At 37.1% G+C, this 19176-nt stretch carries 15 protein-coding genes; 3 read left to right on the top strand and 12 right to left on the bottom strand.

From position 1 onward, the window contains the following. The first annotated feature begins 36 nt into the window (after nt 1-36). From truA to KKC91_00305, 3 genes are all read left to right on the top strand, one after another. Nucleotides 37-816: a tRNA pseudouridine(38-40) synthase TruA gene (gene truA / locus KKC91_00315; GenBank protein ID MBU0477001.1), complete on the top strand. Its 780-nt coding sequence runs from the start codon at nt 37-39 to the stop codon at nt 814-816. Between the two features lie 34 nt (nt 817-850). Beyond that, a complete protein-coding gene (locus KKC91_00310; protein ID MBU0477000.1) occupies nt 851-4291 on the top strand; it encodes a DNA polymerase III subunit alpha in 3441 nt (1146 codons plus the stop codon). A gap of 712 nt (nt 4292-5003) precedes the next feature. Continuing rightward, nucleotides 5004-6395: an FAD-dependent oxidoreductase gene (locus tag KKC91_00305; protein MBU0476999.1), complete on the top strand. Its 1392-nt coding sequence runs from the start codon at nt 5004-5006 to the stop codon at nt 6393-6395. On the opposite strand, the gene lptB is transcribed toward KKC91_00305, so the two are convergent. From lptB to KKC91_00245, 12 genes are all read right to left on the bottom strand, one after another. Next, nucleotides 6392-7114 carry an LPS export ABC transporter ATP-binding protein gene (gene lptB / locus KKC91_00300; protein MBU0476998.1) on the bottom strand — a complete coding sequence of 241 codons (723 nt, stop codon included), beginning with the start codon at nt 7112-7114 and terminating at the stop codon, nt 6392-6394. The genes KKC91_00305 and lptB overlap by 4 nt on opposite strands. After that, nucleotides 7083-7631, bottom strand: coding sequence for a hypothetical protein (locus KKC91_00295; GenBank protein ID MBU0476997.1), 549 nt, complete (start codon nt 7629-7631; stop codon nt 7083-7085). The genes lptB and KKC91_00295 overlap by 32 nt, the downstream gene beginning before the upstream one ends. Beyond that, nucleotides 7621-8094, bottom strand: a complete 474-nt coding sequence (lptC, locus tag KKC91_00290; GenBank protein MBU0476996.1) for an LPS export ABC transporter periplasmic protein LptC — start codon at nt 8092-8094, stop codon at nt 7621-7623. The genes KKC91_00295 and lptC overlap by 11 nt, the downstream gene beginning before the upstream one ends. A gap of 54 nt (nt 8095-8148) precedes the next feature. Further along, nucleotides 8149-8781: a DUF502 domain-containing protein gene (locus KKC91_00285; protein ID MBU0476995.1), complete on the bottom strand. Its 633-nt coding sequence runs from the start codon at nt 8779-8781 to the stop codon at nt 8149-8151. Further along, nucleotides 8774-10075, bottom strand: coding sequence for a hemolysin family protein (locus tag KKC91_00280; protein MBU0476994.1), 1302 nt, complete (start codon nt 10073-10075; stop codon nt 8774-8776). The genes KKC91_00285 and KKC91_00280 overlap by 8 nt, the downstream gene beginning before the upstream one ends. 17 nt (nt 10076-10092) lie before the next feature. Continuing rightward, nucleotides 10093-10806 carry a diacylglycerol kinase gene (locus KKC91_00275; protein ID MBU0476993.1) on the bottom strand — a complete coding sequence of 238 codons (714 nt, stop codon included), beginning with the start codon at nt 10804-10806 and terminating at the stop codon, nt 10093-10095. Then, the gene (gene ybeY, locus KKC91_00270; protein ID MBU0476992.1) at nt 10803-11237 is read right to left on the bottom strand and encodes an rRNA maturation RNase YbeY; all 435 of its coding nucleotides are present in this window, start codon (nt 11235-11237) and stop codon (nt 10803-10805) included. The genes KKC91_00275 and ybeY overlap by 4 nt, the downstream gene beginning before the upstream one ends. Then, nucleotides 11191-13377, bottom strand: a complete 2187-nt coding sequence (locus KKC91_00265; GenBank protein MBU0476991.1) for an HDIG domain-containing protein — start codon at nt 13375-13377, stop codon at nt 11191-11193. The genes ybeY and KKC91_00265 overlap by 47 nt, the downstream gene beginning before the upstream one ends. After that, entirely contained in the window at nt 13370-15154 is a 1785-nt protein-coding gene (gene aspS, locus KKC91_00260) for an aspartate--tRNA ligase (protein MBU0476990.1), read from the bottom strand. The genes KKC91_00265 and aspS overlap by 8 nt, the downstream gene beginning before the upstream one ends. A gap of 24 nt (nt 15155-15178) precedes the next feature. Beyond that, the gene (locus KKC91_00255) at nt 15179-16231 is read right to left on the bottom strand and encodes a hypothetical protein (GenBank protein MBU0476989.1); all 1053 of its coding nucleotides are present in this window, start codon (nt 16229-16231) and stop codon (nt 15179-15181) included. 223 nt (nt 16232-16454) lie between these two features. After that, nucleotides 16455-17708 carry a histidine--tRNA ligase gene (gene hisS, locus KKC91_00250; GenBank protein ID MBU0476988.1) on the bottom strand — a complete coding sequence of 418 codons (1254 nt, stop codon included), beginning with the start codon at nt 17706-17708 and terminating at the stop codon, nt 16455-16457. A 133-nt stretch (nt 17709-17841) separates the two neighbouring features. Continuing rightward, nucleotides 17842-19158, bottom strand: coding sequence for an ATP-dependent 6-phosphofructokinase (locus tag KKC91_00245; protein MBU0476987.1), 1317 nt, complete (start codon nt 19156-19158; stop codon nt 17842-17844). Nucleotides 19159-19176 lie beyond the last annotated feature (18 nt).

The raw sequence follows: 19176 nt of genomic DNA, 5'->3' as shown, positions 1-19176 counted from the left end.
TGTAGAATTGTAGCTTATATTGTAAAATAGCAATTGATGGAAAACATAAGAATTACACTTGCTTATAATGGAACTAATTATCATGGTTGGCAGATTCAACCAAATGGGATTACAGTTCAATCCGTTATGGAAGAAACCCTTAGGAGGCTGTTTAAAAAGGAAATAAAGGTAATAGGGCAGGGGAGAACGGATACAGGCGTTCATGCGATTGGCCAAGTAGCAAGTTTTAAAGTGCCTGCTATCGCATTAAAAAACATGAAGATTTCACAAATCAAGGATGCTTTGAATAGTGTTCTGCCTCAAGATATCGCTGTAACAGACGTAGAATCTGTTTCTTTAGACTTTCACCCAAGGTTTGATGCTAAGCAGAGGATATACCGTTATGTTGTGTGCAATGACCATAATAAACATGTTTTTGGGCAAATGGATTTCTATAGTTACCCATATAAGTTGAATTTATCTATGATGCGTGAAGGAGCGAAGTATCTAATTGGAAGGCACGATTTTAGTTCATTTCAGTGCAAAAAAACAGATAACGAAAATCCTGTGCGCACAATAAAGAAGATTTCCATTAGCAGGACTGATTTTAATGTGTCAAATTTTCTAAAATTAAGAAGAAAAGCGGTTATTTTTGAGATTGCAGCGAATGCGTTTTTATATAACATGGTTAGAATCATTGTAGGAACGTTGCTCGATGTAGGAAGGCGTCGTATTGAACCCCAAAATATTAAGAAGGTTCTTGCAGGTAGGGATAGAAACCTTGCAGGAGAAACAGTTCCTGCCTGTGGATTGTGTCTTATCGCTGTGCATTATTAAAACAGGATTAAGAATTAAGTAGTAAGGATTAAGTATGAAACATTCAGGTTTTGTCCACCTTCATAATCATACTCAATACAGTTTGCTTGATGGAGCATGCCGTCTGGATGACATTATATCACTTGCACATGAGTTCAAAATGCCGGCTTTGGCTATTACTGACCATGGAAACATGTTTGGAGCCATAGAATTTTATGATAAGGCAATGAAACATGGGATTAAACCAATTGTTGGATATGAGGCATATGTTGCCCCTGGAAATAGGAAGGAAAGGGCATTGCATGGAATAAAAGAAGCTGCCTTCCATCTTACACTCCTTGCTGCTGATGAAGACGGATATAAGAACCTTCTGAAACTCGCAACGATTGCCTATCTTGAAGGATTTTATTATAAGCCGCGCATTGATAAACAGGTTTTATCGGAATATTCAAAAGGCATAATTGGTCTCAGTGGTTGCATGAAAGGGGAAATTCCCCATCTTATACTCAGTGACCAGTTGGATGGCGCAGAAAAACTTATTTCTGAATATCAGGATATATTTGGCAAAGGCAATTTTTATCTAGAATTGCAAAACCATGGTATTGAAGAACAAATAAAGATTAATAGAGAGCTTATATCATTCAGCAAAACATTGAATATCTCAGTAGTGGCAACGAATGATTGCCATTATATTAAGAGACACGATGGACTTTCACATGAGGCATTATTGTGCATTCAAACAGGCACAACGCTGGATAATCCTAAGCGGATGCGTTTTTCAGGCGAAGAATTTTATTTTAAATCTGCTGATGAAATGAAAAAACTCTTTAATGAGACCCCTGAGGCGATTCTTAATACAATTGAAATTGCAGAAAAATGTAATTTAGAGCTGGATTTTTCTAAGAAATATCTTCCGCATTTTAAGGTTCCAAAAGAAAGTAGTCCTCATAGTTATCTTGAGAGATTAGCCAAAGAAGGCTGTAAGAAACGATTTCAAGATGTTACTAAAGAAATAACTGACAGGCTTGAATATGAGTTAGGCGTTATAAGTAAAATGAATTATGCAAGTTATTTTCTTATTGTATGGGATTTTATACAGTATGCTAAGAGTAAAGGAATAGCAGTTGGTCCTGGCAGGGGCTCATCTGCAGGGAGTCTGGTTGCATATTGTCTGGACATTACAAATATTGATCCTCTTAAATATGGTCTAATATTTGAGCGATTTTTAAATCCAGATCGTATAAGTCTACCTGATATAGACATAGATTTTTGTTATGAAAGACGTGGGGAAGTAATAGGGTATGTTGTAGAAAAATATGGGAGAGAGAATGTAGCGCAGATTGCAACGTTTGGAACAATGGCAGCTAGAGCAGTTATCAGAGATGTTGGTAGAGTTTTGAACATGCCTTACGCAGAAGTGGATAAAATTGCAAAAATGATACCTTCCGGACCTAATATTTCTTTAAAGAGCGCTATGGATACGCAAAAAGAGATTCCAGAGCTGGTAGAAAAGAATGAACAGGTGAAGACATTAATGGATATTGCTAAGTCTCTGGAAGGGCTGGCAAGACACGTTTCAACTCACGCCGCAGGAGTTGTTATTTCAGAAGGGTCTCTTACTAATTTTACACCCTTGTTCATGAGTAATAAGACAGAGATAAGCACGCAATATGGTATGAACTCATTAGAAAAAATAGGTCTGTTAAAAATGGATTTTCTTGGACTCAAGACATTAACTGTTATTCAGAACACAATTGCTCTTATAGAACAATATTATGACAAAAAAATTGAAACCGACAAATTGCCTTTAGATGATAAGAATACTTTTTCACTGCTGATTTCTAAAGGGAAGACCATAGGTGTGTTCCAGCTGGAAAGTCCTGGAATGCGCGACCTTTCAAGAAAGCTAAAACCTGAATCTTTTGAGGATCTGATCCCTCTTGTTTCTTTGTTCAGACCTGGACCTATGCAAGGAGGAGCGTTAGACACTTTTGTGAAGGGAAGACATAGCAAGAGTCCTGTAAAATATGATCATCCTATCTTAGAATCCATATTGAAGGAGACGTATGGAGTTATCCTTTATCAGGAGCAAGTAATAAGAATAGCAAATGAGTTTGCTGGTTTTTCTATGGGTGAAGCAGACACACTGCGTAGGATTATGGGTAAAAAGGGGATAATGGATGATAAACAAAGAAATGCATTTATATCAGGTGCTATTAAAAAAGGGGTAAAAGAAGAAGTCGCATCTAAAGTTTTTGATTTAATAGCATATTTTGCAGGATATGGATTTAACAAGTCTCATAGCGCTGCATATGCAATGATTGCTTTTCAAACAGCATATTTTAAGGCAAATTATTCTGTTGCATTCATGACAGCTCTTTTGAGCAGTGAATTACAAAATACAGATAAGATTGTATTGTATATAAGTGAGTGCAACGATATGAAAATCAAAGTATTACCTCCCGATATTAATAAAAGTTATGCTAAATTCACAATAGAGGGGAAGAATATTCGTTTTGGTTTGGCAGCAATAAAAAACGTTGGTGAAGTAGCTATCGATTCTATTATTAAAGTAAGACAATTACACGGTTATTTTAAGTCTCTATATGATTTTTGTGAACGTGTTAATCTGCGCACAGCAAACAGAAGAGTAATAGAAAGTTTAATAAAGGCTGGTGCGTTCAATTTTGGCAGACCAAGAGCTCAGCTTATGCATACGTTGGACCATGCAATTGAAGTCGGTCAACAGATACAAAAAGATACCCAGAGTGGACAGACTCTATTTTTTGATGTATTTGAATCACAAAAGGAATTTCGTGAAGATGTTCATAAGTTTGCAGACGTAGAAGAATGGATGGAAAGTAAGCTCCTTGCATATGAAAAAGAAGTACTAGGCTTCTATGTTAGTGGACATCCATTAGCGAAGCATGAAGATACTCTTAAATCCTTTACAACAGCATCAAATACGCTTGTTTCTGAGCATCAGGATGGTGACGATATATATATAGGTGGCATAATAAATGCAGTGAAAGGGATCCTCACCAAAAAAGACAAAAAGCGCATGTGTGCATTTACCTTGGAAGACATGCAAGGAACAATAAGCGTTCTGGTTTATCCTGCTGTGTTTGGGAAATTTGATAATCTTATTGAAGTGGACAAATTATTACTTGTAAAGGGAAGGCTTGATCTCAGAGAGGATCAGCCAAAGGTAATTGCGTCGGATATCATCTCGCTTTTAGAAGCAGAGGAAAAACTGACAAAAGCTATACATCTCAAACTTATAAGTACAGGCCTTGATGAGCAAACACTTCAAAAATTAAAAGATTTATTAGCTCAATATCCCGGAAAGTCTATTGTTTATTTACATGTACTCATACCTCAATCTGGAGAGGTAACTATGTTGGCTGATCCAAAAATCCATATATCTCCACAAAAGGACTTGCTTATTAAATTACGGCATCTTATTGGGCAAGAGGCAGTTAGGCTAAGTTTATAACACTTTTTCTTATCATTTCCATATTGAAAAACTCTGAATTACCACGAAAATTCCATTTTTAATTAGAATTTAGACTAGAGTACGCAAACCGCGAGAAAACATCCATTATATTGATTAACTAAGAGTGCTAAATTTTTATAACTCCTTATTGTTAAGAGAGTTACGAACAAAAAAAGTTTTGCAATATTAACTTCACAAGTCTGCAAATATTAGCTAACTTCTTTGTGTGTAAAGAGTTAGAGCTTATTTTATCATTAATATTCAGTGTCGCATAAGATATCTTATGTAAACTAACAAAGAAATATTCAAAGAGAAAGCTTTTTGTTTGCATTGCAAGATAATAACATAAAGTAATATTTTAACTCAAAATACATAACATGCCTAATTTCAATATGTTAGATACTGAGAACTATCTTGTTATCCTATAATCAAAATCTCTCCCACTGTCTTTTTCTAGCAAGAATATACTAATCTGAAACGGAATTATGAATAGAACGTAAAAAATGAGAACTAATGCCTATTTGTATATTTCCCCTTCTACTACTAGACTTAATAGACTATCTTGAAGGTTCCTGAATTTTAGATAATAGAATCAGGCGTTTTTAAGCTAGATTTGTCTTGAAGAGGTGTTTTGGTATGTCTTGTTGGGTGTTTTGCCTTTAAAACAGCGATTAATGCTGGTATCAAGATAATTTAGTGATAGAATATGAATATGAAATCAAAAATAAAGAATTATGATGTCTTGGTCATAGGTGGTGGTGCTGCAGGAATAGCTGCTGCCATTGCTGCAGCTAAGAATAATGCGAGAACATTGCTTGTCGAATCCAGAGGTGCTATTGGCGGTGATACGATAAGTGGTCTGCCGATCTTAGGATGTTGCAATTCCCTGGGTGAATGGATTGTTGGTGGTGTTCTTCGTGAATTGCTAGATGCATGTAAAAGAATGAGTGGATACATAGGTTGTATTTGCGACTGGCGTACCTTATGGGGTGTCTGTGTAAATCCTGACATTTTTCGGCTTGTAATTGCTGAAACACTCGAAAAATACAGGGTTGATGTCCTGTTACATACAATTGTTGATAATATAGCGATTGACAATGGGCGGATTCAGGAATGTTTTGTTGTGGACAGAAGCGGCAAGAGAAGATGCATCAGGGCAAAAGTGATTATTGAGGCGACCGGAGATGGTAATATTGCAGCGATGGCTAATGCCAAATCTGAAGCTGGAAGCGACACTAAGAATTTTCAGCCAATAAGCTTAATTTTCCGCATGAGTAATATAAACTTCAAACCACTACTAGAGTTTGTCAGAGATAATCCTGAAGAAATATTACTGGCTGAGAATCCTGTTTTCAAAAAGACTCCTGCTGAATGCGCACAGAAAGTGTATGAATCTGGATATCCGTATCTTGCACTTTCAGCAAGAGGAACACTGCTTGGGGATGCAATCAGGAGAGGACTCATGTATCCTTGTAGTGCAATATTCATGAGTCCAACTTCCATGGGAAAAAAAGAAATAGTACTTAATACCACACGTGTTTCTGGTATTGATGCCAGAAATATTGAAACCCTGTCAAATTCTCTCTTTACACTTTCCCGTCAAATATCAACGGCTATAGAGTTTCTCAAAATTCATATTCCAGGTTTCAGGAACTCCGAACTGTCTGGAATAGCCCATAGCATCAGTATAAGAGAGACCCGTAGGATTATCGGAGAATATGTTTTAAAGACGGAAGACGTTATTTCAGGGAAGAAAGTCAAAAATGGGATAGCAAAAGGGGCTCATCATGTCGATATTCACGGAAGCGGGACAGACCAGACACGAATTCCAGTAAAAAATGGACATTCATATGATATTCCTTATAACTGTCTCATCCCCAAAAACATTGCAAATATGTTTGTTGCAGGCAGGTGTCTTTCTTCAACGCGTGAAGCCAATGGGTCTGTGAGAGTGATGGGAACATGCATGGCTACCGGCGAGGCTGCTGGCACAGCCGCTGCTTTATACTCATTTCAAAATCACACTAATGTTCGGGAATTATCAGTAGAAGCGTTAAGAAAAAAACTAACATCGCAGGGAGCAATTCTTAAAGGGACTCATTAGAGTGAAAAATCTTCCCCAAAGTATGATTTGCGGGCTCCTTTGTGTGATAATATTTTTTTAGGAGTTCCTGCGGTGAGGATTTGACCATCGTGAATGATGTAAGCATGGTCCGTAATCTCTAATGTTTCTCTGACACTATGATCTGTAATAAGCACACCATAGCCCTTTTTCTTTAGATCCTTGAGAATACCCTGTATATCAACTACAGCTATTGGATCTATTCCAGTAAAGGGTTCGTCAAGCAAGAGAATAGATGGCCGGGTTACTAAGGCTCTTGATATTTCTACTCTTCTTTTTTCTCCTCCTGAGAGTGTATAAGCCTTGCGATTTTTGAGATGAGTAATATTAAGCTCATTAAGCAGTTCAAGTAACCTTTTCTCACGTTCCTCTTTTGTTAAAGGAAGTGTTTCTAATATTGCAAAAATATTATCTCTAACAGTGAGTTTTCTGAAGATAGAAGGCTCCTGAGATAGGTATCCTAGCCCTTTTCTTGCGCGCTCTGACATAGGACAGGATGTTATGTCTTCATCATTAAGAAGAATTTTACCTCCATCTGGTTTTATAAGACCAGCAATCATGTAAAAAGTAGTTGTTTTTCCTGCACCATTTGGTCCAAGTAATCCAACAATTTCCCCACTGCAAATCTGAATACTTAGATTATTTACTACTCTCTTGTGGGAATAATCTTTAATGAGATTTTTTGTCTGTAATATCTGCATCTTCCTCCTCAGGAGATTCTGTTGTTTTTGTCTCTTTGGATTCAAGAGAGCCCTGAACGTCTTTATCTATAATCATAGTGTCTTTTTTAAGATCAAAGGTAATTCTTCCCCCTGTAAAACAGGTTCCTTTCTGCCACACTTCAGGATTATCATAGAGTATGAGAATATCTTCTTTTTTATGGAATACTGCTTTACCAGATTTTGTCCTTCTCTCAGGAGTTGTTATTTTGACATTCCCTGTAGCAATAACTTTTTCAATATCCTCTTCTTTATTCTCGTCTTCTTCTGAAGCGACTAAAAAAACCTCCATTCTATCTGCTTCTACCTTGCCATCCTCGTCAACAAGCAGTGCATTTCCTATGAAAATAGCGACATTTTTGCTCCAATTCATTTCCATTCTGTCACTGGTTATCCTCGTTATCTTCTTTTTTTCATTGTTCTCAGCAGCTTGTATAGAGAACGAAGCTCCGAATATAATGCAAATGAGAGAGATAAGGGTAAAATTTTTAATTTTCACTTGTATCTTCCCTACTTATTTCCATTACAGGAAATTTCTTAATATACATAGTTTTAAATCCTGGATCTGCTCTTAAACCATGCCCGGTAAGTCTTATGTTTTTGCGTGTTATAAAAACTTTAGCCTCTGTATTAAAAGTCTCTGTTTTTGCCATCCAGTCAATATATTCTGTTTTTATTTGCGTACCATCCACTCTTCTGCCAATAATATTTTTTTCAAGATGGATGTCTTCAGTTTTTTTATTGATATCTCCTTGTTCTCCTGTTAAGTGAATTGTTACTTTTTGTTCTTCAAAAATAGATAATTTAACATCATATAGCTTTATTATGGGATCCCCAGATAGATCAGCACTTTCTGCTTCTAAATTCCACCTTTTCTTAACTTCATCAGTTTTAGTAAGTGAGAACTCCTGTATTTTTTCTTCTGAAAGGGCAGGTTTCAAACCTGCCCCTACACTAAACATTGTCACTAATGTTAATACAACTAAAAATGTGCATAACCTTAAAGTCCGCATTTTTTATTTGTTATAATTTGGTGTAACTGCACCACCTGAAATCACTAATTTCATGGCATCTTCAACGCTCATAGAGAGTGGAATTGTATCCTTCTCAGGTACAAACAATAAATATCCTGAGGTTGGATTTGGTGTCGTAGGCAGAAATACGTTAATTGAATCCTTGGAAATTTTAGAACCTATTTCACCTTTTGTATCAGAAGTCACAAATCCCATAGAATAAATCCCTTTACGTGGGTATTGTAATAGAACAACACGAGTAAAAATTACTTTGCCTACAAAAGCATGACTAATTTGTTGAACTGCTCTGTATATCTTATTTACCATTGGAATTCTTGCTAAAACGCTCTCTCCAAAAAGGATTAAGCGTTTTCCAATAACATTCCTCGCAAGCATCCCGATAACGGTCAGTATTATGAAGATTGCTGCCAGTATTACCAGCACTGCTATCCCTATTGTGATATATCTGAAATATATAGGATGCTCTATCCATTCAGGCGTAACAACATTTGCAAAATGCAGCACTTTTACTTTTACAATTATGAATTTGACAATTTCATAGGTTACAAGAATGGGCAGTATAACTAAAATACCTGCCATAAAATTCGCTCTTAGTTTAGCAAGCAATTTATTCATTTTTATTATCTTCCTTTTGTTCTAATCTGGCGATCTTTATTTTGCTTACATGTCTTGGCCCTGCCTCAGCAACTACTATCTTGAGATTTTTGTAGTTTACTATTTCACCCGTTTTGGGAACTCTGCCTAATCTATTTACAATAAATCCAGCTATAGAATCATAGTCGTCCCCTTGAGGAATCTGTATATCAAGCTCTTCATTAACTGTGTCTATATTTGTTCTACCGTCTATTAGAGTCACGCCATTGCCAAGAGCTTGAAATTGGTCATCTTCGCGATCGTGTTCATCCTCTATTTCTCCGAGAATTTCCTCTATTACGTCCTCAATAGTAACAAGTCCTGCCGTACCACCGTATTCATCTACAACGATTGCCATATGATTTCTTTTCTTCTTAAATAGCGCAAATAAGGCTTTTACCTTCTTAGTTTCAGGGACAAAATATGGAGTGCGAATTAAATCTTTTAATGCAATATTTTCTCCTTGTTTGTAACTTTCCCAGCGAGTAATTAAGTCCTTAACATATAAAATTCCTATTATGTTATCAATGTTTTCCTCATAGATTGGTATTCTGGAATGACGTGTTTCTACGATCGTCTTTATTACTTCAGAAATACTCTCGTTTTGGTCTATGGATTGGATATCAGTCCTTGGGACCATTACTTCTCTTACTATTGTGTCACCGAATTCAAATATGCTGTTGATCATTTCTTTCTCTTCTTCTTCAATTGCGCCCTCTTCCTTCCCAATACTTATAAGGCTTTTAAGCTCTTCTCCTGTTAAAATACTAGGTTCTTTCTCAATCCGTCCTCCAAACATTCTTATAATAATTTTTGTTATAAACAGTAACGCTCTTACAACTGGCATGAGGAGATTTGTGAGAATTCTAACAGGTGTTATAGCAAATAACGCAAGGGCTTCATAATTGATTTTGGCAAAATTTTTTGGTGTAATTTCTCCAAAAACCAGTATCAGAAACGTCATTACACCGACTGATATACCGACACCTGCACTATTAGTCATACCATGTTTTGCTGCAATAGTAATTGCTATAGAAGTTGCTATTGCAGAGGCAGCTATATTGACGAAATTGTTGCAAATAGCAATAACAGTTAAAACTTTGTGAGGATTTTTCAGCCAGAATAACAGCTTCTTTGTTTTTGGATTTTTATCTACAAGATTCTTTATGCGAAACTTGTTTAACTCCATAAATGCTATTTCTATGCCGGAAAAAAATGCCGACAGAAAAAGCAGAATGATAAGGCATATACCCTGAAATATAGATTGTATGTCCAATTAGTATTGTCTCCTTTTTATATTTTAGCTGATAATATTTGAAATATCAATAAAGTTACTGTTGTGCCAAATATAGCTCCCATAATTACCTCCCACCATGTATGAATATGTCTTTTTACTCTACTGCGTGCTATCATAGAAGCCAGTAGAAAGACAAGTGCAGCAATAATTAGTTTATTTGGTAACGTTAGAAGAGTTATGATTGTAGCTATTGCAAATGCTAAGGCACTATGTCCGCTTGGCATTCCTCCATGCAGAACAGTCCCTCTCTTAAAAAATATTTTTGTAATGAGAGTAGTCATCAGAACTCCAATTAAAACAATAAACGTGATGTGATACGTTGAGCCTTTTGCCTTGTCTATGACTGATTCTGCAGGCGATTGCAGAGAATAAACAAGAAGAAGATAGCCTACGAGAACAGCATTCACAGAACATATAAAAACCACTCCAGCAACAATATTTTTAACAACACGCGCTACAGGATGATACGCTTTTGTAAACATGTCTATAAGTAATTCAATAGCAGTATTAAGCATCTCTGCAACTAAAACCAATGTTACTGTACAGCACAGAATAATAAATTCAACTCTTGTTAGTTTTAGAAACAGGCTAATTATAAACACAGCAGCAGCTATAAGAAAATGAATTCTCATATTCTTTTGTGTTTTTAAAGTATATATAAATCCGTCAATAGCATTGTTAAAGCTTTCTAACAAGCTTCTCTGTTTCATATTAATTCCCTTACTAGCTGTTCCTGGCGAGTTATCATCTTTTTTGCATAATGTGTAGAAGTATCTGTATAGGAAAGCAAGTGTAATGTTCCATGAACTGATAGACGTATCATTTCCTCATCAAAAGGAATATTCATGTTTTTTGCCTGTATTTCAGCTGATTCTGCAGATATTACAATCTCTCCAAGTATACTCCTACATATTTGTGGAAATTCTTTCTCATGCATTGGAAACGCTAGAATATCAGTAACAGAGCATTTTTTTCTGTATGTTGTATTCAGCTTTTTTATCTTAGAATCCGTTACAATGGCAACACTGACATGAGTGTCTTGAGGACATCTTTCACTTTTTAAAGTGTGTAAAATGGCTTTCCTAAGCAAACTGTTATTTATTTTTGTCTTTTTTTGAAGGTTGTTTATCTCTACTTCCATTACTTCCAGTTGTGTCCGGGTATTCAATTCTTGAATGAAACATGCTTATCAAGATATGTGTAAAGCTTTCAGCAATCTTGCTCAGATCTTTCAGGGTCAGAGTGCTCTCATCAAGTTGATTATCACTAAATTTATTGTTTATGATTTTTTCAACCATAGTCTTAATTCTGGTTGAAGTAGGATCCTTTAATGTTCTGGAAGCAGCCTCTACAGAATCTGCGAGCATTACAATTGCCGCTTCCTTTGTCTGCGGTTTTGGTCCTGGATAGCGGAAATCTTCTTCTTTTACAGAGTTATTATTGTCGTTTTCCAATGCACGCTGAAAGAAAAAAGAGGTCAGAGTTGTACCATGATGCTGTTCAATAATATCAGTTATAAGTTTAGGCAAATTTGCCTCTTTTGCAGCTTTGGCACCGTCTTTTACATGAGAGATTAGTACAAGATTGCTCATAATCGGAGTTATTTTATTATGTACATTTTTGTTCTGAATTTGGTTTTCAATAAAGTATGAAGCCTTCTTAATTTTTCCTATGTCGTGGTAATAAGATGCGACTTTACTAAGTAAAGAGTTTGCCTTTATGCTGTCACTGGCAGCTTCTGCAAGAGTTCCAACAGCAAGACAGCTTTGATATGTGCCGGGCGCTTCTTTGGAAAGCTGTTTAAGTACAGGCTGATTAAGGTCGAGTAATTCAAGAAGTTTTGCGTCAGTTGGGATATTAAATGAGTGCTCCAGTATCGGCAGAAGCCCCGCAGCAATGAATGACGAGACAATGCCATTAGCAAAGCCCCATTTAATATGATCAAACATTATGCCTAAAATTATTCCCTTATGTAGATCTATGCTTATTATTGTTGCTACATTTACTAAGCCAACTATAAAACCCATTTTTATTATATCAATTCGGCGCTTGGTCTGAGTGCTGTAAAGTATGGCAGTTATCCCACCAACCGTTGCAACAAAGAAATAATCGAACTTATAATCCGTAGCTATGCCAATAAAAATACAGAGTGCTAGATTTATTATAAAAGCTATCTCAACATTAAGTAATGTAGCCAGCATAATTGCCACTGCAGCTGTTGGGATTAAATATGGAGATAGAGAAAAAGCAAGAATGATTTTGTTAACAGCTACAAAGCCTATAATAACTAAGCTGACAATAGCCAGTGCGGTAATATTCGAAAATATATGCTGTAAGAACTTATTAATGTATATATCCAGGATGAAGATGATTATAAGAAAGGAAAGACATACGCCTGCAATCTGTTTAAGCCAGTTAAGACGGGATTTCCCCGAAAACTGGTTTAGGGCATTTATATATTCTAATTGTTCCTTTGTAACTTTTTCTCCTTTTCTTATTATGCTTTCTCCTTTAGATATCGTTTTATATTGCAGAGGAGCATTCTTAATAGCTCGTTCTTTTTCCTTTTCTGTTTCTATGCGATCATAAGATATGTTTGGAACAATAAGGGCTTTAATGAGTAAGCTTGTCGGTTTTACTAACTTTTTATTTTCAATCTTTTCTTCAACACGGGATTGGATAATAATATCTATATTTTCAACAGATATTATCTTATTTATGCTCACTCCCCAACCAGCCTCAGAATGTTTATCTTTTATGTAAACTTCTTTATGCTCTCCAGTAAGTTCCTTCTGGTTTTTAATAACACCTGTTGAAAGGAAGTTATCAAGAATGTCTGTTGCTTTTTTCTGGAGTGTTTTGTCATAACATTCAACAAATAAATTTGTTAGTTTAGAAGATAGTGTAATTCCTGCAATTTCTTCAGGTATTTCTATATCATGTTCTGGTGTTTTAATCTTTGACTGATATAACTTTTCTATTTCATCAAAAATTTGGTATAATTTTTTTCTACTGACCTGTAGTATTTTAGTGTCTATCTCATAAACAGGTTTTGTCTTGCGCACAGCTTCCTGTTGAGCAATGGCCGTTTTTTCTTTATCTACAACAGGGAAGTTACACGGAGAAAAAATGTCGACTTTGGCAATATCTGATTCTTTAATGTTTATTCTATGTACTTTAATAGTGGGAATTAATGAGCCTACAAGCGCAAAATACACCACTATTCCAAGCAGCCAGCGGTACAGGATCTTTTTTCTCTTAGTAATATTGGATTTATTCATTGCCTTTTAATAGTCTAATGTGTAATTCCTTCAGTTGGTTTTCAGTCACCTCTGACGGAGAGCCGTCCATGAGAGAAATAGCCTTTTGGGTTTTAGGAAATGCAATCACATCTCTAATTGATTTACTTCCAGTCATAAGCATTATAAGCCTATCCAATCCAGGAGCAATACCTCCGTGTGGAGGAACTCCATAATCGAACGCCTCAAGCAAATGACCAAATCTTTTTTTTGCCTCTCCCCTATCAATTTTCAAAAGCTTAAAAACTTTCTCCTGTATTTCTCTGGAGTGAATTCTTATGCTGCCGCTACATACTTCAATTCCGTTTAATACTAAATCATAAGATCTGGACATTATTTTCCCAGGAGCAGTGTCAAGTAACGGAACATCTTCTTCCTTTGGCGCTGTAAAGGGATGATGCTCTGCCTGAAACCTTTCCTCTTCTTCATTCCATTTTAGTAAGGGATAATCTGTGACCCAGACAAATTCAAATTTATTTTCATCTATAAGACCCATTTTTCCCCCAAGGTAGTTCCTCACATCTTTTAATGAATTAGCAACAATATCAGGAGTATCGCCAACAAAAACAAGTAGATCACCAACTTCTGTATGCATTTTCTTCGAAAGCAGATCAATTTCATCTTCTTTAAAAAACTTAATTATAGGAGATTTCATTCCGTCCTCTGCAACTCTTATCCATGCCATTCCTTTTGCGCCGCCTGCGCATGCAATTGAAGTAAGGTTTTCTATTTCCTTCAATGAAATCTGCGCCCCATCTTTAATGTTTATTGCTTTTATTTGTCCCCCATTTTCAATAACCTTTTTAAACACGTTAAATGAGGTGTTTTCAAAAACGTCTCCAATGTCTACAAACTCAAGCCCGAACCGGATGTCGGGCTTGTCAGTTCCGTATATGTTCATTGACTCTTTGTATGTAAACCGTTTAAAAGGAGTTTTTATTTTTATATCCAAAACTTCGCTAAAAATACGAGACACTAGACCTTCTGTTAGTTTATAGATATCCTCTTCGTCTACAAATGACATCTCTATGTCTATTTGAGTGAATTCAGGCTGTCTGTCAGCCCGAAGATCTTCATCTCTAAAGCATTTAGCGATTTGGAAATATTTATCTATGCCTGCAACCATCAGGATCTGTTTAAATACCTGCGGAGATTGAGGTAAAGCGAAAAATTTACCAGGATTAATGCGGCTTGGAACAAGATAATCCCTTGCACCTTCAGGAGTGCTTTTTGTAAGTACAGGAGTCTCTATTTCTATAAAGCCCTGGTTAGATAAATAGCTTCTTGTAGCCTGACACACTTTATGTCTTATGATTATATTTTTCAACATATCCGGTCGACGCAAGTCAAGATATCTGTATTTTAATCTTATCTCTTCTGATGTGTCTATATCGTTATTGATTTCAAACGGCAATGCCTTAGATTTGGAGAATATCTTTATCTCTTCTGCGAATATCTCTATTTCTCCGGTTGGAATACCAAGATTGATTGTGTCAGAAGTTCTGTTTTTTACTTCTCCACTTACTGCAATGACCCATTCGTTTCTTATACTACCTGCTATCTTATGTGTCTCTGTGCTAACCTCAGTGTTGCATACGATTTGTACAATCCCCTCTCTGTCAGCAAGATCAATAAATATCACCCCTCCATGGTCACGTAATGTCCTTGCCCATCCCATTACAACAACCCGCTGCCCAACATCTCTTTTGCTCACATGCCCGCAGAGGTAAGTCCTTTTCCATAGATTAGTTTGTGTCATTGTTTTTATTTCCAACGATCTGCACTACTTTTCATTTTCACGAATTGCTTGTGCAGCTCGGATCATGGTCAGATAATTCTCTACGGGAACATAGTCGGGGATCGAATTGCCGGAACCGAGTGCATAGCCACGAACAGTTGAGCGATAGCGTTGCCCTGAATCAAAGACAACGTCGTAGATTTCATTAGGGCTCTTCGTGCAGAGGAAGTTCATATCAAAGCCGCCAAGCAATCCAATTCTACTTCCGTACTCCTGTATCCATCGGTCAAACGGAGCGATCGCATCTTCGTTTGAATGCTTCGCATCAATCCCCAGTGCGATAAAAGCTTCCATGACCTCAAAAATGCAGCCACATGAGTGCCAAAGAAATGACTTACCGGCGGTATGAACGATATTAATAACTCGCCTGTATTGCGGAATAATGTGTTCACTTACCGTTGTGGGGTTAGTCAGGAGAGAGGATTTAAACCCAAGATCGTCACCGACACGACACGCGATGAAAGTGCTCTCATATCGATTCACGAATTCTGTCCAGATAGCGCACATCGTGTCACCGATCTTCTTAAATAGATCCGAGTATAGATCAGGATCGTCGACTTGCATAAACGGAAGGTATTCGAGACCCACAAGGTCCTCGCTTATCTCGAAAACGCCGTTACCAACTCCGCCGACTGCCTTCATCCCATTCGGCATTGATGCAATAAGTGAATCAAACTTCGGGATGGCATATTGCGCAAATTTCTGTGGTAATTCATCCCAAGGGTATAACTCAAAATCGGAACGGCTCTGAATTGGACCAGGCTTGCCTCCCATGATCGCACCGTGCTCTGGGAGAATCTCTGTTATGCCCACCTCAAAGGAGACAACGTCGTAAGTCATCTCCCGAAAGAAACGACAGTAGTAACGAAAGAACTCGTCGAGATCCGCCTGATCTCCCTGCGCCAGATTTGAGAATTTCGTGTCTAGCACGATCTCCATCACGTTGGGGCTGATACTGTGTTCATAGACCGGCAATCTTGACGGATGCACGTTCCTCATTACATCAGTAAAATGCCTATAGTCTGGCTGGTATTCCATCTCTCTCCTTATCACTAGACGTTTATTACTACTTTACTGCCACTATACCTAAAATTGCTTAAAACCTCAATGAAAATACACAAGAACAAAAAGGCAAACACAAGATTCACCTCTACAATTGATCCAAATAATTCTATAAATAGCATCCCAAAAATCAGGTCTCAATCCAACCTATTTGCATAATTCGTTTTGAGAATTTCTTTATTTTGCTGATGATATGTGGCTACCATTTCAATTCCACCTTTATGATTGATACTGCATTATCTAGCCTAATCTCTTCCTGTGTGCTTGTTTTCATATTGCGAAGAATAACCGTTCCTTTTGATAGCTCATCTGTGCCTAAAATCAGACTAAATTTGCAGTTTGATTTTGCGGCTGTCTTCAACTGGTTCTTAAGAGTTTTTTCCTGATAAGTTGTTTTGGTATGTATTCCATTTTGTCTTAATGCAGCAAGTAATGCAAACACTCTTTCATTCATGGGGAAATCGAGATACACTAGGTATACTGAGTTGCTGCTTTGGAAGTTTCTATGTGCTAATAGCATTATCATTCTCTCAATTCCTGCTGCAAATCCAACAGCAGGAGTTGATTTTCCACCCATCTGTTCAACCAAATTATCATATCTTCCTCCGGCAGCAACTACATTCTGCGCGCCTAGCTGAGAATGAATAATCTCAAAGATCACACCTGTATAATAATCAAGGCCGCGAACAAGATAAGGCTGTATTTGATAATCAATGCCTAAACAGTTTATGTGTTTCTCAACTGTCTCAAGTTTATTCCTGCATTTGGCGCATAAATTCTCTGTGATAGTAGGTCCATCTTTTACATTTTGAATACATTCTGGTTTTTTACAGTCCAGAATTCTTAAAGGATTGGTAGAGTATCTGCGTTTACAGTCCACACAAAGGTTTTTGATTCGGTCTTTAAGATGCCTCAGAAGACGTTTTATGTACTTCAACCTACATTCCTTACAACCAATGCTGTTTAGCATTACTTTTAGGTTTTTAATGCCCATTTTGGATGGAATTTGGATTGCAATATCAATTATCTCTGCATCCAGTCTCACATCTTCAATCCCAATTGCCTCTGCTCCGATTTGATGAAATTGCCTTGCTCTTCCTGACTGCGGCCTTTCATATCTAAAAAACGGGCCTATGTAGTATAGTTTTACAGGAAAAGGCTGTGTATACATATTGTGCTCAACAAATGAGCGTACGATCGAGGCAGTTCCTTCAGGTCTAAGAGCGAGTTCCCTACCCTTTTTATCAGAGAACACATACATTTCTTTACTTACAATGTCTGTAGATTCCCCAACACTTTTTTGAAAGAGTCCGGCTTGTTCAAATATAGGCGTGCGAATCTCCCTATAATCATAAGCTTCCAGCAGATTTCTGGAAACAAGCTCTAACGCCTGCCAGGTACCTACATCACTTGGTAATATATCACTTGTCCCGCGAACTGTTTTTACTACCATCTTCCTCTTTCCTGATAGGTTTCCATAAATTTTTCAATGCTTCTATCATACGTTTTTTCAATATCATTACACTCTTTCACAAGTTTTCCCAAAGTTTTTGTTTACAAGCGGAGGTAAGCATATAACGCTTGAATCATACCTGACCGGTCGTTTCCAAAACAGTCTGCCATAAATGGCCGTTTGGGTCAACTTTTTTCTTCCTTAGAACAGCCAGTGATATGGGGATATGCACAAAGTACTGGTTCCAGTAGCTTATTACCATATTTGTTCTGCCTGACATCCCGGCATGCACAGCATTTTGTCCAAGCATCAGGCAGAATGCTGAATCTTGAGAATTGGCAGGTATGCTTCGTATCATATAGCTCGGATCTATATATTTCAAAACCAATGGTTTTTTCTTCTTTTTAAAATATTTTATAATTTCTTTCTTTAAGAACCCGCCGATATCCTTATGTACAATATTGCCTGAAGCATCTCTTTCTTGATAACCAGCTTCTCGTATCAAGTCCTGTCCTGCTCCTTCGGCTACTACAATTAGCGCATGATGCTTCCTGTCCAACCGTTTCTCAAGCAGACGCAAAAATCCGTTTTCTCCTTTTAAAACAAGAGGTACTTCCGGGATAAAACAGAAGTTTGCATCACTGTTTGCCAGAGTAGCATAAGCAGCAATAAAGCCAGAATCCCTGCCCATTAGTTTAACTAACCCAACACCATTCCATGCTCCTTTGGCTTCTTCGTGTGCTCCACAAATGGCTGAACGCGACGCTTCAACAGCTGTTGAAAAACCAAAAGACTGCTCTACTGCGCAGATATCGTTATCAATTGTCTTTGGAACTCCAATTACCCCAATTTTTAAATCTCTTTTCTTTATCGCCTTGACTATATCTGAAGCTCCTCTTAGTGTGCCATCGCCTCCAATAACAAATAATAAACTAATTTCTCTTTTTTCCAGATTGCTAACTATATCATCCGAGTCTTGCTGACCGCGGGACAATGACAGGATGTCTCCTCCTTTATGTTGAATTTCGTCAACAGATTCCGGGGTTAATATTAATGGTTCTTTAGGGGCGCTTGATGACAGGCCTGCATATCCATAGCGAAAGCCGAAAACTTTCCTGACACCATATTGCCATACAAGGCTAAGAACAATTGTCCGTATTACATCGTTGAGCCCAGGACATAATCCTCCACAAGTAACTATTCCACAGTTTATTTTTTCCCCGTCAAAGAAGATTCTTTGCCTTGGACCAGCTCTTTCAAACATTGGAGGTTCTTTATCAGGGCTTTGGCATGTTTTTAAATCTTTAGAATGTGAATATATTAGAATTTTTTCATGGTCATTAGTGAAGTAATCTCTGCTTCTTACGATGGGAGAAATTACACCTGAAGATCCAATCTTTTCAATTGTTAAATCTGGCAATTCATCCGTAGTCAAGCAATGAGTATCCATAGAGTCAGTATACTATAA

It is taken from the genome of bacterium (assembly GCA_018812485.1).
Classification (GTDB): Bacteria; JAHJDO01; JAHJDO01; order JAHJDO01; family JAHJDO01; genus JAHJDO01.
This window is presented reverse-complemented; position numbering and strand designations above follow the sequence as displayed.

Coding starts and splice junctions, on each gene's coding strand:
- ybeY (MBU0476992.1), bottom strand. CDS start 11,237: ATGGAAGTAGAGATAAACAACCTTCAAAAAAAGACAAAAATAAATAAC.
- KKC91_00245 (MBU0476987.1), bottom strand. CDS start 19,158: ATGGATACTCATTGCTTGACTACGGATGAATTGCCAGATTTAACAATT.
- KKC91_00275 (MBU0476993.1), bottom strand. CDS start 10,806: ATGAAACAGAGAAGCTTGTTAGAAAGCTTTAACAATGCTATTGACGGA.
- KKC91_00265 (MBU0476991.1), bottom strand. CDS start 13,377: ATGAATAAATCCAATATTACTAAGAGAAAAAAGATCCTGTACCGCTGG.
- lptB (MBU0476998.1), bottom strand. CDS start 7,114: ATGCAGATATTACAGACAAAAAATCTCATTAAAGATTATTCCCACAAG.
- lptC (MBU0476996.1), bottom strand. CDS start 8,094: ATGTTTAGTGTAGGGGCAGGTTTGAAACCTGCCCTTTCAGAAGAAAAA.
- hisS (MBU0476988.1), bottom strand. CDS start 17,708: ATGGTAGTAAAAACAGTTCGCGGGACAAGTGATATATTACCAAGTGAT.
- aspS (MBU0476990.1), bottom strand. CDS start 15,154: ATGACACAAACTAATCTATGGAAAAGGACTTACCTCTGCGGGCATGTG.
- KKC91_00305 (MBU0476999.1), top strand. CDS start 5,004: ATGAAATCAAAAATAAAGAATTATGATGTCTTGGTCATAGGTGGTGGT.
- KKC91_00285 (MBU0476995.1), bottom strand. CDS start 8,781: ATGAATAAATTGCTTGCTAAACTAAGAGCGAATTTTATGGCAGGTATT.
- KKC91_00310 (MBU0477000.1), top strand. CDS start 851: ATGAAACATTCAGGTTTTGTCCACCTTCATAATCATACTCAATACAGT.
- KKC91_00255 (MBU0476989.1), bottom strand. CDS start 16,231: ATGGAATACCAGCCAGACTATAGGCATTTTACTGATGTAATGAGGAAC.
- truA (MBU0477001.1), top strand. CDS start 37: ATGGAAAACATAAGAATTACACTTGCTTATAATGGAACTAATTATCAT.